This is a genomic window from uncultured Negativicoccus sp. (assembly GCF_902480485.1).
Lineage (GTDB): Bacteria > Bacillota > Negativicutes > Veillonellales > Negativicoccaceae > Negativicoccus > Negativicoccus succinicivorans.
Map to the genome: position 1 here is coordinate 1 of NZ_CABSTC010000005.1, position 14,283 is coordinate 14,283.

Annotated in this window: 16 protein-coding genes and 1 pseudogene; 14 read left to right on the plus strand and 3 right to left on the minus strand. The window is 53.8% G+C overall.

Going from position 1 to position 14,283, the window contains the following annotated elements; all coding sequences use genetic code 11:
• Nucleotides 1-657 (minus strand): annotated as a pseudogene (locus tag RDN69_RS00740) (exopolyphosphatase); the annotation flags it as partial.
• 176 nt (nucleotides 658-833) lie between these two features.
• On the opposite strand from RDN69_RS00740, the gene RDN69_RS00745 reads away from it, so the two are divergent.
• From RDN69_RS00745 to pyrR, 6 genes are all read left to right on the plus strand, one after another.
• Nucleotides 834-2,387, plus strand: coding sequence for a Ppx/GppA phosphatase family protein (locus RDN69_RS00745; protein WP_288218096.1), 1,554 nt, complete (start codon nucleotides 834-836; stop codon nucleotides 2,385-2,387).
• Entirely contained in the window at nucleotides 2,384-4,534 is a 2,151-nt protein-coding gene (gene ppk1 / locus RDN69_RS00750; RefSeq protein WP_288218097.1) for a polyphosphate kinase 1, read from the plus strand. The genes RDN69_RS00745 and ppk1 overlap by 4 nt, the downstream gene beginning before the upstream one ends.
• 387 nt (nucleotides 4,535-4,921) lie before the next feature.
• Nucleotides 4,922-5,899: a 3D domain-containing protein gene (locus tag RDN69_RS00755; protein WP_288218098.1), complete on the plus strand. Its 978-nt coding sequence runs from the start codon at nucleotides 4,922-4,924 to the stop codon at nucleotides 5,897-5,899.
• A 123-nt stretch (nucleotides 5,900-6,022) separates the two neighbouring features.
• Complete coding sequence (gene lspA / locus RDN69_RS00760; RefSeq protein WP_288218099.1) at nucleotides 6,023-6,457, plus strand: signal peptidase II; 435 nt, start codon at nucleotides 6,023-6,025, stop codon at nucleotides 6,455-6,457.
• Nucleotides 6,457-7,365 carry an RluA family pseudouridine synthase gene (locus tag RDN69_RS00765; RefSeq protein ID WP_288218116.1) on the plus strand — a complete coding sequence of 303 codons (909 nt, stop codon included), beginning with the start codon at nucleotides 6,457-6,459 and terminating at the stop codon, nucleotides 7,363-7,365. Before lspA ends, RDN69_RS00765 begins: the two co-directional genes overlap by 1 nt.
• The gene (gene pyrR, locus RDN69_RS00770; protein WP_288218100.1) at nucleotides 7,365-7,898 is read left to right on the plus strand and encodes a bifunctional pyr operon transcriptional regulator/uracil phosphoribosyltransferase PyrR; all 534 of its coding nucleotides are present in this window, start codon (nucleotides 7,365-7,367) and stop codon (nucleotides 7,896-7,898) included. Before RDN69_RS00765 ends, pyrR begins: the two co-directional genes overlap by 1 nt.
• A 46-nt stretch (nucleotides 7,899-7,944) precedes the next feature.
• On the opposite strand, the gene RDN69_RS00775 is transcribed toward pyrR, so the two are convergent.
• Nucleotides 7,945-9,063 (minus strand): SLC13 family permease, encoded by a 1,119-nt coding sequence (locus RDN69_RS00775; protein ID WP_288218101.1) that lies wholly within the window; start codon nucleotides 9,061-9,063, stop codon nucleotides 7,945-7,947.
• The gene (locus tag RDN69_RS00780; protein WP_288218102.1) at nucleotides 9,060-10,256 is read right to left on the minus strand and encodes a nucleotidyltransferase family protein; all 1,197 of its coding nucleotides are present in this window, start codon (nucleotides 10,254-10,256) and stop codon (nucleotides 9,060-9,062) included. Before RDN69_RS00780 ends, RDN69_RS00775 begins: the two co-directional genes overlap by 4 nt.
• A gap of 375 nt (nucleotides 10,257-10,631) precedes the next feature.
• Here RDN69_RS00780 and infC point away from each other — a divergent pair, with 375 nt between their 5' ends.
• The 8 genes from infC to rplA all read left to right on the plus strand — a co-directional run bounded on the left by infC (nucleotide 10,632) and on the right by rplA (nucleotide 14,184).
• The gene (infC, locus tag RDN69_RS00785; RefSeq protein ID WP_081944128.1) at nucleotides 10,632-11,144 is read left to right on the plus strand and encodes a translation initiation factor IF-3; all 513 of its coding nucleotides are present in this window, start codon (nucleotides 10,632-10,634) and stop codon (nucleotides 11,142-11,144) included.
• Between the two features lie 11 nt (nucleotides 11,145-11,155).
• Nucleotides 11,156-11,353 carry a 50S ribosomal protein L35 gene (gene rpmI / locus RDN69_RS00790; RefSeq protein ID WP_288218103.1) on the plus strand — a complete coding sequence of 66 codons (198 nt, stop codon included), beginning with the start codon at nucleotides 11,156-11,158 and terminating at the stop codon, nucleotides 11,351-11,353.
• An 18-nt stretch (nucleotides 11,354-11,371) separates the two neighbouring features.
• Entirely contained in the window at nucleotides 11,372-11,722 is a 351-nt protein-coding gene (gene rplT / locus RDN69_RS00795; RefSeq protein ID WP_024048584.1) for a 50S ribosomal protein L20, read from the plus strand.
• 251 nt (nucleotides 11,723-11,973) lie between these two features.
• On the plus strand, nucleotides 11,974-12,123 hold the full coding sequence (rpmG, locus tag RDN69_RS00800; RefSeq protein ID WP_024048583.1) for a 50S ribosomal protein L33: 150 nt from the start codon (nucleotides 11,974-11,976) through the stop codon (nucleotides 12,121-12,123).
• 36 nt (nucleotides 12,124-12,159) lie between these two features.
• A complete protein-coding gene (gene secE, locus RDN69_RS00805; protein WP_288218104.1) occupies nucleotides 12,160-12,387 on the plus strand; it encodes a preprotein translocase subunit SecE in 228 nt (75 codons plus the stop codon).
• A gap of 9 nt (nucleotides 12,388-12,396) precedes the next feature.
• Complete coding sequence (gene nusG / locus RDN69_RS00810) at nucleotides 12,397-12,948, plus strand: transcription termination/antitermination protein NusG (protein WP_288218105.1); 552 nt, start codon at nucleotides 12,397-12,399, stop codon at nucleotides 12,946-12,948.
• A gap of 71 nt (nucleotides 12,949-13,019) precedes the next feature.
• On the plus strand, nucleotides 13,020-13,445 hold the full coding sequence (gene rplK / locus RDN69_RS00815) for a 50S ribosomal protein L11 (RefSeq protein ID WP_024048580.1): 426 nt from the start codon (nucleotides 13,020-13,022) through the stop codon (nucleotides 13,443-13,445).
• A 31-nt stretch (nucleotides 13,446-13,476) separates the two neighbouring features.
• Entirely contained in the window at nucleotides 13,477-14,184 is a 708-nt protein-coding gene (rplA, locus tag RDN69_RS00820; RefSeq protein ID WP_024048579.1) for a 50S ribosomal protein L1, read from the plus strand.
• Nucleotides 14,185-14,283 lie beyond the last annotated feature (99 nt).

Below are 14,283 nucleotides of genomic sequence, written 5' to 3' on the forward strand. Positions count from 1 at the left end.
ATTACGCACCGTGCCGCCAATGCCTATCAGAGGCAGCTTCGTATTTTCGATGCCGGGCAGGCTGCGCAATATTTTCTTAATATAGCTGCCCATCGCTTTGAGTGTTTTGGAACTGACAACGTCTTGCGTGCCGAATTTTTCCGTCAGCGTAAGCGAACCGAGCGGCAGGCTCATCGTTTCCTTTAACAGTCGGTTACGCACTAACGATACTTCGGTGCTGGCGCCGCCCAGGTCAAAGAGCACGAAGTCTTCGTACGGCAATGTGTTGATGACGCCTAAATAGCCGAGACGCGCTTCTTCGCGACCGTTGATGATCGTGAGCGGAATATCGGTTTTGGATTCGATTTCATCGCGAAATAAAATGCCGTTATCCGCGCTGCGCATGGCTGCGGTGGCGACGGCCAACATCTTCTCGACGCCGAGCAGCTCGGCGGTATGCGAAAAATTTTGCATCGCGGCAAGCGTCCTCGCCATGGCCTCTTCGGTGAGACGGCCCGCCGCCTGCATGCCTTCACTCAAGCGGACCAGTTGCTTATCCTGATAGACAAGTCGGTACGCGTCATTCGGTTCGATCGACATCACGACCATGCGCGCGGAGTTCGAACCCAGGTCGATCAGGCCGACCTGCTCGGTATGATAATCTTCATCCCATAACAAAATACTCAGTCCCTTCCCGTTCTCTTATTTTTATTGTAGCGAATTTTAAAGGCGCATGCAAAAGAAAACGAGGCTGTTTTATTATGTAAAAACTTCGTTAAGGCAAGGCGGCGCGACCGCTTTTCCCCGCAAAATAGGCTATAATGAAAGTACCACAGAAAAGAGAGGAACAGGGTATGATCGGCAAACAAAAACGAATGTACGGCGTCATTCATATCGGCTCGGTAGGGCTGTCACTTTTGATCGTCGATTACGGCGGTCCGGACGATGTCACGATCGTACAGGAAGCGAGACGCGCGGCGGGTTTCGGCGAAGAAGTTTTCACGCAAGGCGAGCTGTCCTTTACGTCGATCCGGCAAATGGTGCGGATCATCAACGGTTTTCGCCGGATTATGGCGGATTACGAAGTCGCAGAAGTCATGGTATACGCGACGGCAGTTTTGCGGGAAGCGAAAAACAGCCGCATGATTTTGGATTTGATTCGCGTGCATACGGGGCTTTCTGTCGAAATTCTCGATATGCCGCAGGAGATTTTTTATAAGCATTACGCATTGCACTATGAATTGACGCATAATGCCGATGTCGCCGCGGGGACGACACTGTATGTCGATATTACCTCCAGCGCGGTGGGACTCACGATTTGGCAAAAAGATACCTTGAAATATCAGCAAAACCTTCATATCGGCACGTTGCGCGTGTTGGAATCGTTCCGCCGCGCCCAGCGTGACAGCTATGATTTCCCAAAAGTTCTGGACGAATTTCTCGGGCGCATTCTGGAGCCGATTTGGCCGATGTTGGAGCAATACGAGATTGATAATGTCGTTCTGTCCGGTCGGGAATCGCGACTGGTCGCTCGGATGATGGGTTTCACTACGCAGCAAGCGATGCGCATCGTTTCGCCGGAGCGCTTTTTCCGCGTGTTTCAAAGTTCGCAGTCGCAAACGTCGACGAGTCTCGAACACGCGTACGGCTTCACCGCCGACGAAACGGAAAAATTATTGCCGACGCTGCACCTTTACGCGCAGATTTTTACGCATGTGCAGCCGCAACGTCTGCTGATGATGTCGACGACCTTTCTCTACGGCGCGATGCTTTACTACGGCGCGCGCACGACCGACGAACCGGCGCTTACGTTTTTGCGCGAGCAGCATCTCGAGCTTGCCAAGACGATGGCGGCGCGCTACGGCGGCAATATCATGCATGGGGAAACGGTCGCGGAGTATGTCGTCATTTTGATGAAAGCGCTGCGTTCGGTGCACGGTTTGGGCGAACGGGACACGTACCTTTTGCGGATGGCGGTATTTCTGCATCAGATCGGGCGTTTCGTCAACTTGCGCCAAAACGGCGTGCACACATATCACATCATCATGGGCACGGATTTATTCGGTCTGACCGATCTGGAGAAAGAGATGGTCGCGGTCGTTGCGTACTACAATTACAAAGGCCGTCCGAGTGATGAAGATAAACCGTTCCGGCAATTGCCCGAATGGGTCAAGATGGTGATTTTAAAACTCGTCGCCGTATTGCGATTGGCCAAGGCCATGGACAAAGGCGAACAGCATAAGCTTTACAACGTCGAAGCCTTTTTGCGTCGCGGCAGTTTGGTGATTTATTACGATGCGAAAGCCAATACGAATACCCTTTTGGAAGAATGGACCTTTGCCGAAGAAACCGAATTATTTACGGATGTTTTCGGGCTGGATGCGAAACTGGAAAGGAGACCGCAATGATTGACTCTGCACGGACGCAAGAGATGCCAGAGTTGGACCGCCGTTACTTTTTGAATCGGGAATTGAGCTGGTTGAGTTTCAACGAACGCGTTTTGGAAGAGGCGGTAGATCCGAACAATCCGCTGCTCGAAAAATTGAAATTTATCGCGATCACGGGCTCCAATTTGGATGAATTTTTCATGATCCGCGTGGCAGGGCTCATGCACCAGCGGGCCGGCGGCATCGAGCGGCGCGACAACGCCAATATGACGCCCGCGGAACAGCTGACGGCGATTTCGCACAAGTGCAAGCAGCATGTGGCGCGGCAATATCGGTATTTGCATGATGTGTTGGCGGGTCTCTACGAAGAGGGATTGCGTTTGTACACGCCGGATGAGCTGACTCCCGACCAGGTATATTGGCTCGATGAATATTTTGACCGCACGATTTATCCGGTGGTCACGCCGCTTGCCGTCGATGCGAGTCACCCGTTTCCGTTTTTGATGAGCCGCACGCTCAATTTGGCGGTCCTGCTGCATCCGAACGGCCATCCGGACGATGTCCGTACCGCGATTTTGCCGGTACCGAGCGTCTTGCCCCGATTGATTGAAATCCCGGGCGAATACCAGACGGCGAGCGGACGGGAATTCGTCTGGCTGGAAGACGTGCTGCGCAAACGCGCGGGCGCGTTTTTCCAGGGACATACCATTATGGATACCCGCGTCTTTCGCATCACGCGCGATGCCGACCTCGATATCGACGAAGAAGGCGCCGAAGACCTGCTCGATGAAGTGGAAAAATCGTTAAAACGCCGCCGTCGCGGCGCCGCCGTGCGGATGGAATTTGAAGCGGGTAAAGCAACGCCGTTGCGCGAATTTTTGCGCGATGAGCTGTCGCTTACGGAAGAAGATATCTATGATATCGACGGTAAACTCGATGTCACGCAGTTCTTTTCGCTGGCGGGGATCGCCGGGTTCGATCACCTGCGCTACGTGCCGGTGCGTCCGCGCCGTTCGTATTCGGTGCTCACCACCAAAGGCGAAGATCTGTTCGCCAAAATTCGCAATCATGATCTTTTCATTCATGTGCCGTACGAGTCCTTTGCGACCGTGGAGCAGTTTGTCAGCGACGCGGCGAAAGATCCGCACGTGCTCGCGATTAAACAGACCCTGTATCGCGTCAGTTCGGACTCCAAAATCGTGCATGCGCTCGCAACCGCCGCCGAAAACGGCAAGCAGGTGACGGTGCTGATGGAAGTCAAAGCGCGCTTTGATGAAGAAAATAATATTTTGATGGGGCGGCGCCTGGAGCAGGCCGGCGCACATGTTATTTACGGTTTGAAGGGCGTGAAAACGCACTCGAAATGTACGCTCGTCATTCGTCGCGAACCGGACGGAATTCGTCGTTACGTGCATGTCGGCACGGGCAACTATAACGGCAAAACCGCGAAACTGTATACCGACTGCGGCATCTTTACGGCGAGCGATCTCTTTGGTATCGACGCCAGCAATTTCTTCAACCTCTTGTCCGGATATTCCGATCCGCCGCAATGGCATAAATTTATCGTGGCGCCGATGGATTTGCGTCGGCGTTCCATCGAGCTCATTGAACGCGAGATCGCGTTTGCCCAGAAAGGCGAACCCGCGCGGATGATCGTGAAGATGAATTCGCTGTTGGATCGTGAAATTATTTTGAAATTGTATGAGGCTTCTCGCGCCGGCGTGCAGATCGATTGCATCGTGCGCGGCATTTGCGTATTGAAGCCGGGCATCAAAGGGGTCAGTGAAAATATTCGCGTGCGAAGTCTGGTCGGACGCTTCCTTGAACACAGTCGCGTCTTTTGGTTTGCCAACGGCGGCCGCCCGGAAGTGTACATCAGCTCCGCCGACTGGATGCCGCGCAACCTGAATGACCGTGTGGAACTGATGGTGCCGATCGAATCGGAAACGCATCGCCGGCGCCTGCGCGAACTGTTGCAAATGCAGTTGGACGATAACCAGAAAGCGCATGTGATGCAGCCGGACGGCAGCTACATCAAGACGATCGCCGCGGAGAATCCGCTGGCGGCACAACAGAAATTCCAGCAAATCGCCGAAGAGCGGGATGTTCCGGAAAACCTCACGTTACGGCAGCGCCTGGAGCCTTTCTACGCAGACGAACTCCAATGAACGCAAAAATCGCGAAAGAGGGATGCCGAGACGTGTCGAAATCTGGCAAAGTGGTGAAAAAGACTGTAAAAAATGTCTTTACAAATGATGTATTCCCAAAAAAATCGAGAAAAATTCATCAGAAATGTTGTTGTAATTAAATTCTAATAATAGCCCGTGCATTTCCCTCGTTGACAATCCGTCTCAGTGTCCTTGCTGAAAGGACAACTGTGGAGTCCTTGCTATGGGGGAATCACGGGCTCTATTTTTGTCTATTCCCATAAACGGAAATGACTGTTTTAAAATTAGAAAAAAAGTCGATCAATCCCTAATTTATCGTATTGTAAACCTCTGACTTTTGACAGGAGTGTCCACGTATGGTAGAATCCCCGTGTTGGAGGTTACTGTATGAGGACAAATTGGAAGAAATGGGGGACCCATCCGGTCCTTTTGCTCTGCGTCTTCGTCATTATGGTAGTGTCACTGGTCGGCTTTTCAATGCAGCCGCGGACGCTTACCATTATCGTTGACGGCAGACAGCAGACAATTCGCACAGCAGCGCAATCCACAGCAGGCATTATGCGTGATGCACACATCGTGTTAAATGAATATGACAAAGTGGATCTGAATACGGAGAAACTCGCTGACGGTTCCGTATTAACTGTGCGTCGTGCTGTTCCGATCACCATTCGGGAAGGCGCGGAAATGAAAGCGACGATGTCGGCAGGCAAGACCGCTGCGCAGGCGATCACCGAAGCGGGTTATGACCCGGCGGAATATGTGACGCTGATCCCGGCGGATACTCCGGTCAAAGCCGGCATGGAAATTCCGGTCGGTAAGTACACGACTTCGGAAATGACAGTGGAAGAGGAAGTTCCTTTCAAAGTCGTTCGCGAACCGAATGAACGCATGTTTACCGGCGCGGAAAATGTGACGCAGGCGGGTGTGAACGGGAAACAGAAAACGAAGTACCGTGTGCTTACGGTAGCCGGTCGTGAAGTCGGCCGCATACCCTTGGAATCGCAACCGTTGCAGCCGGCAGTGGACCAGGTAGTGCAAGTCGGCACGCGTGATATCGTCAATACCAGCCGCGGTGATATCCGATTCACGAGAGTGATCAACATGGAAGCGACAGCGTATCATCCGATGGATGGCGACGGCCGCGGGATTACCGCGAGCGGCATGAAAGCCGGTTACGGTGTGGTCGCAGTCGATCCGGATGTGATTCCGATGGGCACGCGCGTATTTGTACCGGGCTACGGCGAGGCGATCGCTGCGGATACCGGCGGCGCGATTGTCGGCAATCGGATTGATTTATGCATGGAATCGTACGACGAATGTTACCAATATGGACGTCGTAACGTAGAAGTTTACGTACTGGATTAAAAAACGCCCCACGGGGCGTTTTTTTGTACGGAAAATAAAATGGCGATCGGTGGGCGACAAGTTAATCATGCGCGGTTATGGTATAATTAACTACTGATATATAAATGAAGGAGCTATGCTTGGATGACTTTTTGGGTAGCGTTGGTTGTGATTGTGCTCGACCAGTTAACGAAATATTATGTGCGCACGACGATGGAGCTCGGGGAAAGTATTCCCGTCATTCCGAATATGTGGCATTGGACGTATATAGAAAACCACGGTGCAGCCTTCGGCATTTTGGCGCATCAGCAATGGTTTTTTCTCTTGGTGGTAGCGATTTTATTCGCGCTTTTCTTTTGGTATCGGGAACGCATTCCGAGTGAACCGAAATATTTTTCCATCGCGGTCGGCATGCTGCTGGGCGGCGCGCTCGGTAATGCCTGGGACCGGTTCTATCAGGGCGGCGTGACGGATTTTTTCGACTTGCGCGTGTGGCCGATTTTCAATGTGGCGGATATCGCGATTTGCGTCGCGGTGGCGTGCTTTTGCCTGTTCTTTTGGCGGCGAGGTAACGCGTGATGTATGAGTGGGTAACGGATGCTGCGGCGGAAAAAACACGCCTTGACGTATGGTTGGCGATGGTGCTCGACGTCTCGCGTTCGGCGGCACAAAAATTATGCAAGGCGGGCGCGGTGACCGTGGAAGGCGCGCCGGCCAAAGCGAATACCGTTTTGCACGCGGGCATGTTCGTGACGGCGGAGTATGCGCCGAAATTGGAAGCGTTGCCGGAGCCGCAAGATATCCCGCTCGATGTGCGTTACGAAGATGAGGATGTCGTGGTGATCAATAAAGCGCGCGGCATGGTGGTGCATCCATCGCCGGGACACGCGGACGGGACACTTGTCAATGCGCTGCTTTTTTACACCAAAGGACACTTGGCAGAAATGAGCGATCCGATTCGTCCGGGTATCGTGCATCGTTTGGATCGAGATACGTCCGGACTGATGGTGGCGGCGAAAACGCCGCGGGGGCGCGACAGTCTGCAGGCGCAAATCCGCGCGCATTCGGCGGGGCGGATCTACTATGCGCTGGTGCACGGCAATCCGTCGAACGAGCGCGGCATCATCAAGCTGTCGCTCGGACGGGATGCGCGGGATCGACTACGTCAGGCGGTACTGCCTGACGGACGTGACGCGACGACGCATTTTACGGTGGTCGAACGCATGCCGCATTACGCGTTGCTGCGTTTGGCTCTCGAAACGGGACGAACGCATCAAATTCGCGTGCATTTATCTTATATCGGATATCCGATCGTGCAGGATCCGCTCTACGGACGCAAACGCGATCGTTTTCCGATCGAAGGGCAGGCGTTGCACGCCGCCGAACTTTCATTTGACCGACCGGCGGACGGCGAACGGATCACTGTGACCGCGCCGTGGCCGGATGATTTTGCCGTGTGCCTGACGAAGGCCCGGGAGGAATCGTAATGTGGAAGAATAAAACTTTACTGCTGGATGCCGAAGCGATCCGACGTGTCGTGCGGCGCATAGGGCATGAATGTTTGGAACGCAATCGCGGTTTGGAAGACGCCGTGTTTATCGGTATTAAAACGCGCGGGGAGCCGCTCGCCGAACGTCTGGCGCGTCAGGTAGACGCCATCGAAGGGGTGAAGGTCGAGGTTCACGCGTTGGACGTGACGGCCTTTCGCGATGATGAAAAAGCCGCGCCGGCCCAGAGCAATTTGCCGGCGATTGATGTGGACGGCAAACTCGTGTTGCTGGTGGACGACGTGCTCTACACGGGGCGGACGGTGCGCAGCGCGCTGAACGCCATCATGGCGATGGGGCGGCCGCGCGCCATTCAGCTGGCGGTATTAGTGGATCGCGGGCATCGGGAACTCCCGATTCGCGCGGATTACGTCGGCAAAAACGTGCCGACCGCCGAGCGGGAAGATGTGGCGGTCGAATTGTTGGAAATCGACGGCAATGATCGCGTCTGGCTGCGCGAAAAAGCGGAATAAAAAAAGAACCGGCAACGGTTCTTTTTTTGTGGCGTAAATCGCCGATTCAACGATAGCCGAGCAATAGCGCGAGCAGTAATCCCGGCAAGAGAAAATACGCGTTGTTGCGGATGAAATTCGGCCAAAATGCGGGCGGATAGGTTTCTTTTTCGCGTTTGTAGAGGCGAAAAACGATGAGACTCGCGAGACTGGCGACGGGGCCGCCCCAAGCGCCCAAGTTCACGCCGAGCAAAAGAAAACGCGGCGGCGCGCCGAACGGTTCGAGTAAAATCGCGGTCGGTACATCGCTGATACATTGACTCAAGACGAGCGCGGTGGTAAACGGCCACCGCGTCAGCAGCGGCACAATATAAGCGGCGAGCCAATCCATGCGAACGGCGTTGCCGGCGACGATGAAGAAAGCGCACAGCGTGAGCAGCAGACCGTAATCCACGTGACGATGCGTATGCGGATAGACGAGGTAGGTCAAAATAAAGAGCACGCCCGCCGTAGGATACAGCGGCAAGACGTTGCCGATCGCGAGCAGCGCGACGATCAACGCGCCGAGATAGAGCGCGATATTGCGCTTGGATTGCGCCGATAACGGTTTGAATTCCTGAATGACAATCGGCGTATGCGGCAAGTGCGTGCTGACGCGTCGGTACATGAGAAGCGCGGCGAGCAGCGCGAACGGACCCGTCGTTTTGACAATCTCCAGCGCGGTCAGCTGGGTCGCGGAAAATAAAAACATATTTTGCGGATTGCCGATCGGTGTCAGCATGCTGCCGCAGTTGGCGGCGAGACCGACGAGCACCGCGACGAACGCGCCGTATTGCATCAGTCCGGCGCCGCGCAAGGTGCGCATCGCAAGCGGCAAAGTGATGAAGATCGCGACATCATTCGTGACGAAAGTGGCCATAGCGAAGGTGAAAAACAGCAGCGCGAGCACCACGTGATGGGCTTTGTCGCCAGCCTGCAACAAACGACGGGCGAGCCAGCGGAAAAAATGGTTGCGGCGCAAACCGGCGATGACCATCATCAGGAGCCACATGGATACCAGCGTGCGGCCATTAAAGTACGACAGATACATCGCATCGGGCGGCACGATGAGCATCGACAAAAAAGCGACGACGGACGCGCTGATGATCATTTTATCGTGAATGAAAGTCGTCCATAGTTCCTTCATTGCAGTTCCTTAGTCGGTGTCACGGGACGGCGATAAAAGCGCGCGCCGCCCGCGCGGTATTCCGACTTGGTGCAGCAAAGCGCCGCCAAGTCGGTGGCGCGTTCATCATATACGAGCCGGTCGACAGCCTGCGGCGGCAACGTTTTACGCATTTTGCCGTAGCGATCGAGAATGGGCAGCGTGACGTTGCGCAATAAGGCCGCTCCGCGCGCGGTAAAAGCGAGCGGATACACCCAAGCCGGACCGGTCTTGGCGGCCGCGTTCAAATGCGCTCGACGCATGCCGAGCAATACCTGTACCAGCAAACGGGAAAGCCGCGTCTGCGGATAGCGTTTGGTTTTGACATCGCTCCAAAACTCCGCAAGCGTCGCCGCGTTACGCGCCGCGTACCAGCGATCTTCCAAACCTTCGGAAAATTCCCCCAGGTTGGCAAGCGTCTCCGGTGTCAGCAGGCGAAGAGCCTGCAGCGCGAGCAGTTCATACCGTTCGGGCTGCGGGAACACGCCTGCTCGCAACGCTTCCGTAAGATCGTCATACGTATACGCGGGCAGCGCGTCACGCGGTACAAGCCCATCGCGCAATCGCGCGCGCACGGCGCTGCCGGAAATTCCCGCGATCCCCGCCGCGCTGTCGGAGCGTTCGCGCAGCAAAGGTGCCAAACGAAGTGACGGCGCATAGCGCTCGATCGCGCGCAGGTAGCCGGCGGCTAAAATATTATTCGGTGTTCGCAAGAGCGGCGCTATGTCCGGATCGGTGGCGGCGAATGCCGCTTCCATCGCGGCGGGGTAGCTTAATCCCTGCGCCAACGCCGTCTGTAACGCGGCCGGATCCGGACCGTCGGCCAGCTTTTTCAGCGCTGCGAGGTCAGGATTTTCCGCGCCGCAGACCAAGGTCGTCACGCCGACCGCGTGCAGCAGTCGCACGCCGCCCGCCGCGAAATGTTCCGCGCTGCGCAGCGCAAATACCGCGGGCAGTTCCACCACCAAGTCCGCGCCGGCGTGCAGCGCCCAACGCGCCCGCGTCCAAGGATCGGCCACGGCGGGTTCACCGCGTTGCACGAATGCGCCCGTGAGCGCGATTACGATCGGCGCATCATTGAATGCTTTGCGCACGGCCTTGATTTGGGCGACATGCCCCTGATGCAGCGGGTTATATTCGGCGACAATGCCTACGACTTCGGTAGCGGCTGACATGCGAACTCCTTTGAAAAACGACTGTCCGGCGGCATCCTGTTTGCGCCGGACGGGTGAAATGAATGCGCACGCCTTTGGGGCGGCGCATTTCCTTGCGGTCAGTATACGACGGCAGAGAATACTTGACAAGTTGCAGCGATTTTTTTATACTAAGTGAACTGAAAAACCATTTCCGATGAAAAGAGCAGTTGACAGAGTCTTTTTTATTTGGTATCATTAATCAGTAATGATCAAGTAGAAGTCATCCGCTTCTCACCCTACACGACGTGTAGTTACTAGGGTTTCCGCAGATGGAACAGGACGGATGGCATCTTGCCGTCCGTTTTTTATTTTGCTTGATTAGGTTTCCAATGCATTTTCAGGAGGTGAAACCCCATTAGCAAAGAATTACGTATCAACGAACAAATTCGTGCCCGCGAAGTGCGGCTGGTCAGTGAAGATAACGAACAGCTGGGAGTCATGTCGCAACGTGAGGCCTTGGCCATGGCCGAAGAGCATGGTCTGGATTTGGTCGAAGTCGCGCCGCAGGGTCGTCCGCCGGTTTGCCGTTTGATGAATTACGGCAAGTACCGCTACGAACAGCAGAAACGCGAAAAAGAAGCACGTAAGAAGCAGAAAGTCATCACGTTAAAAGAAGTTAAGCTGCGTCCGAATATTGAGGACCACGACTTCTATGTGAAGATGAAAAACGCAATCCGTTTTTTGGAAGACGGAAGCAAAGTCAAAGTCACGATCATGTTCCGCGGCCGTGAACTCAGCCACCCGGAATTGGGCGAAAAGCTTTTAATCCGGTTTGCCGCTGAACTCAAAGAGTTGGCTGAACAGGAACGCGGCCCGAAACTCGAAGGTCGTAACATGACGATGATGTTAGTACCGAAAAGTAAATAAGGAGGCTTATTATGCCGAAAATTAAAACCAAACGCGCTGCCGCTAAACGTTTCAAGAAAACGGGTGCCGGCCAATTCAAACGTTCGAAAGCATACAAAAGTCATATTTTAGAGAAGAAAACGCCGAAACGCCTGCGTCAGTTGCGCAAAGCCGCAATGATCAACAAAGCGGATCAAAAACGCGTGGAACGTATGTTGCCGAACGGCTAAGACAGGAGGAAATCATTCATGGCACGAGTAAAAAAAGGCGTGACTGCACGCCGTCGTCATAAAAAAATCTTAAAATTAGCGAAAGGCTATCGTGGTGCTCGTAATCGTCAATTCAAAAAAGCGAACGAATCCGTTATGCACTCGTTGGCGTATGCACGCCGCGACCGTCGTCAGAAAAAACGCGAATTCCGTCGCCTTTGGATCGCCCGTATCAATGCGGCGGCCCGCCTGAACGGCATGAACTACAGCACCCTGATCGCCGGCTTGAATAAAGCGGGTGTCGGGATCAACCGTAAGATGCTTTCCGACATGGCCATTCAAGATCCGGCCGCGTTCACCAAGCTGACCGAGCTTGCCAAAAACGCGTAAGCAAAAAGCCCTCGCTCGGAGGGCTTTCGCTTTTTCCGTCGCGGCGCTCATACGCCCGCCGGAAAAGCCGTTATTTTATTTATATTTATTACCTTAGTAAAGGCTGTCACGGCAGCTTGGAACGGGGTCATATCCGTTTGACATGATATATGAAGTGTGGTAAAGTATATAAGCATGTATCGACGGTAATATCCGATAATTATCACTCGACGCGAGCCGTCGCAGTCAGTTGAAGTAAGTGAGGTGTCACAATGCGCGACGCGGTAACACTGGCTTGCACCGAATGCAAGCAACGCAACTACCAGACGAACAAAAACAAGAAACATACGACGGAACGTCTGGAACTCAACAAGTATTGCAAATTCTGTAAAAAACAAACGTTGCATCGCGAAACCAAATAAGGTTTTGCAAGCAACTCTCGAGGAGCGGAGGAAACGATGGCAAGACAAAACACACAAGTACAGCAGCAAGGCGTAACGTCCTTTTTCCGCGGCGTACGACAGGAAATGAAAAAAGTGGTATGGCCGACGAAAAATGAATTGGTACGTTACACAATTGTGGTTTTGATCACGGTTGCCTTCATGAGCCTGCTGATCATGGCAGTCGATTTCGTCTTCACGGGATTCTATAAATTGTTCGCCGGTGCTCTTGCCGGAGCGATGTAAGGAGGCAGTATGGCATCCGACATCAAATGGTATGTGATTCACACCTATTCCGGATATGAAAACAAGGTCAAAACGAACTTGGAATTAAAAGTTCAATCCTTGGGCATGACGGATACGATCCGTCAGATCCTGGTACCGATGCAGGAAGAAGTCGATATCAAGGACGGCAATAAAAAAATCGTTCAGCGCAAAGTCTTTCCGGGCTATGTGCTGGTGGAAATGGAAGTTAATGACCGCAGCTGGTATGTCGTGCGCAACACGCCCGGAGTCACGGGGTTTGTCGGCACGGCGACCAAGCCGATTCCGCTGAGCGACGAAGAAGTCGCCCGCATTTTACACGGTCAGGAAGAGCAAGTGGCGCCGGTAGCGAAGTTGACCGTCAAGGTCGGCGATAAAATTCGCATTACCCAGGGCGCTTTTACGGATCAGATGGCAAACGTCACGGAAGTCCTTCCGGACAAAGGCCGGATCCGCGTGCTGCTGAATATGTTCGGCGGCGCTACCCCGGTAGAGTTGGATGCGACCCAATTTGAGGCCGCGCCTGATATACACTCTAAATGACGCGCATATGCGTGGGTGGGAGAGCGTAAGCTCGTTGGCACCACATCTTACGCAATAAGGAGGTGTAAGACATGGCAAAGAAAGTATCGAAATTCGTTAAACTGCAGGTCGAAGCAGGTAAGGCTACTCCGGCACCGCCGGTAGGCCCGGCCCTCGGTCAGGCAGGTGTGAACATTATGGCGTTCGTACAGGAATTTAACGCCCGTACAGCCAAACAGCAAGGTCTGATTATTCCGGTAGAAATTACCGTATACGAAGACCGTTCGTTCACGTTCATCACCAAAACGCCGCCGGCCGCTGTTTTATTGAAAAAAGCAGCCGGTTTGGAAAAAGCGTCCGGTGAACCGAACAAAAACAAAGTCGGCAAAGTAACGAAACAGCAAGTTCGTGAAATCGCCGAAACGAAGATGCCGGACCTCAACGCTAACGACGTGGAAGCGGCGATGTTGATGGTCGAAGGCACAGCCCGCAGTATGGGTATTACGGTAGAAGAGTAAGCGGTTCTTACGAACCTTATTAGGAGGAAACATGGCTAAACTGACAAAACGCAGTAAACAGGCCTCCGCTCTCGTCGACCGCAATACGCAGTACGGGTTGGACGAAGCGGTGTCGCTGCTCAAGCAGACGGCAACGGCTAAATTTGATGAAACAATCGAACTCGCATTCAATTTGAATGTCGATCCGAAATATGCGGATCAGCAGATCCGCGGCGCTATCGTATTGCCGCATGGTACCGGTAAATCCAAACGCGTTCTCGTGTTTGCGAAAGGTGCCAAAGTGCAGGAAGCGGAAGCTGCGGGCGCAGACTTTGTAGGCAGCGAAGAACTCGTTGCTAAAATCCAGGGCGGCTGGCTCGACTTTGATGTCGTTGTCGCGACCCCGGACATGATGTCCGTCGTCGGCCGTTTGGGTAAAGTATTGGGTCCGAAAGGCCTCATGCCGAACCCGAAAGTCGGCACTGTCACCATGGACGTTACCAAAGCGGTCCAGGAAGTTAAAGCAGGTAAAGTCGAATACCGTACCGATAAAGCGGGCAACATCCAGCTGTCGGTCGGCAAAGCGTCTTTCAGCGAAGACCAATTGCGTGACAACATTCGCACGATCTTTGATCGTATCGCGAAAGCGCGTCCGGCGTCCGTCAAAGGACAGTATATGAAATCTGTCACTTTGAGCGCGACCATGGGGCCGGGTGTGGCTTTGGATCCGACCAAAGTCGATGCACCGACGGAAGACTGATCTCACTATTTACACTTAGCTTAAGACCGGTGGTTGTATATATAATGGACGTTGTCCGCCACCCGAGGCTGAGTACCGAAGCCGCGAAGCTTCGGTGCG

Coding starts and splice junctions, on each gene's coding strand:
- RDN69_RS00745 (WP_288218096.1), top strand. CDS start 834: ATGATCGGCAAACAAAAACGAATGTACGGCGTCATTCATATCGGCTCG.
- ppk1 (WP_288218097.1), top strand. CDS start 2,384: ATGATTGACTCTGCACGGACGCAAGAGATGCCAGAGTTGGACCGCCGT.
- RDN69_RS00755 (WP_288218098.1), top strand. CDS start 4,922: ATGAGGACAAATTGGAAGAAATGGGGGACCCATCCGGTCCTTTTGCTC.
- lspA (WP_288218099.1), top strand. CDS start 6,023: ATGACTTTTTGGGTAGCGTTGGTTGTGATTGTGCTCGACCAGTTAACG.
- RDN69_RS00765 (WP_288218116.1), top strand. CDS start 6,457: ATGTATGAGTGGGTAACGGATGCTGCGGCGGAAAAAACACGCCTTGAC.
- pyrR (WP_288218100.1), top strand. CDS start 7,365: ATGTGGAAGAATAAAACTTTACTGCTGGATGCCGAAGCGATCCGACGT.
- RDN69_RS00775 (WP_288218101.1), bottom strand. CDS start 9,063: ATGAAGGAACTATGGACGACTTTCATTCACGATAAAATGATCATCAGC.
- RDN69_RS00780 (WP_288218102.1), bottom strand. CDS start 10,256: ATGTCAGCCGCTACCGAAGTCGTAGGCATTGTCGCCGAATATAACCCG.
- rpmI (WP_288218103.1), top strand. CDS start 11,156: ATGCCGAAAATTAAAACCAAACGCGCTGCCGCTAAACGTTTCAAGAAA.
- rplT (WP_024048584.1), top strand. CDS start 11,372: ATGGCACGAGTAAAAAAAGGCGTGACTGCACGCCGTCGTCATAAAAAA.
- rpmG (WP_024048583.1), top strand. CDS start 11,974: ATGCGCGACGCGGTAACACTGGCTTGCACCGAATGCAAGCAACGCAAC.
- secE (WP_288218104.1), top strand. CDS start 12,160: ATGGCAAGACAAAACACACAAGTACAGCAGCAAGGCGTAACGTCCTTT.
- nusG (WP_288218105.1), top strand. CDS start 12,397: ATGGCATCCGACATCAAATGGTATGTGATTCACACCTATTCCGGATAT.
- rplK (WP_024048580.1), top strand. CDS start 13,020: ATGGCAAAGAAAGTATCGAAATTCGTTAAACTGCAGGTCGAAGCAGGT.
- rplA (WP_024048579.1), top strand. CDS start 13,477: ATGGCTAAACTGACAAAACGCAGTAAACAGGCCTCCGCTCTCGTCGAC.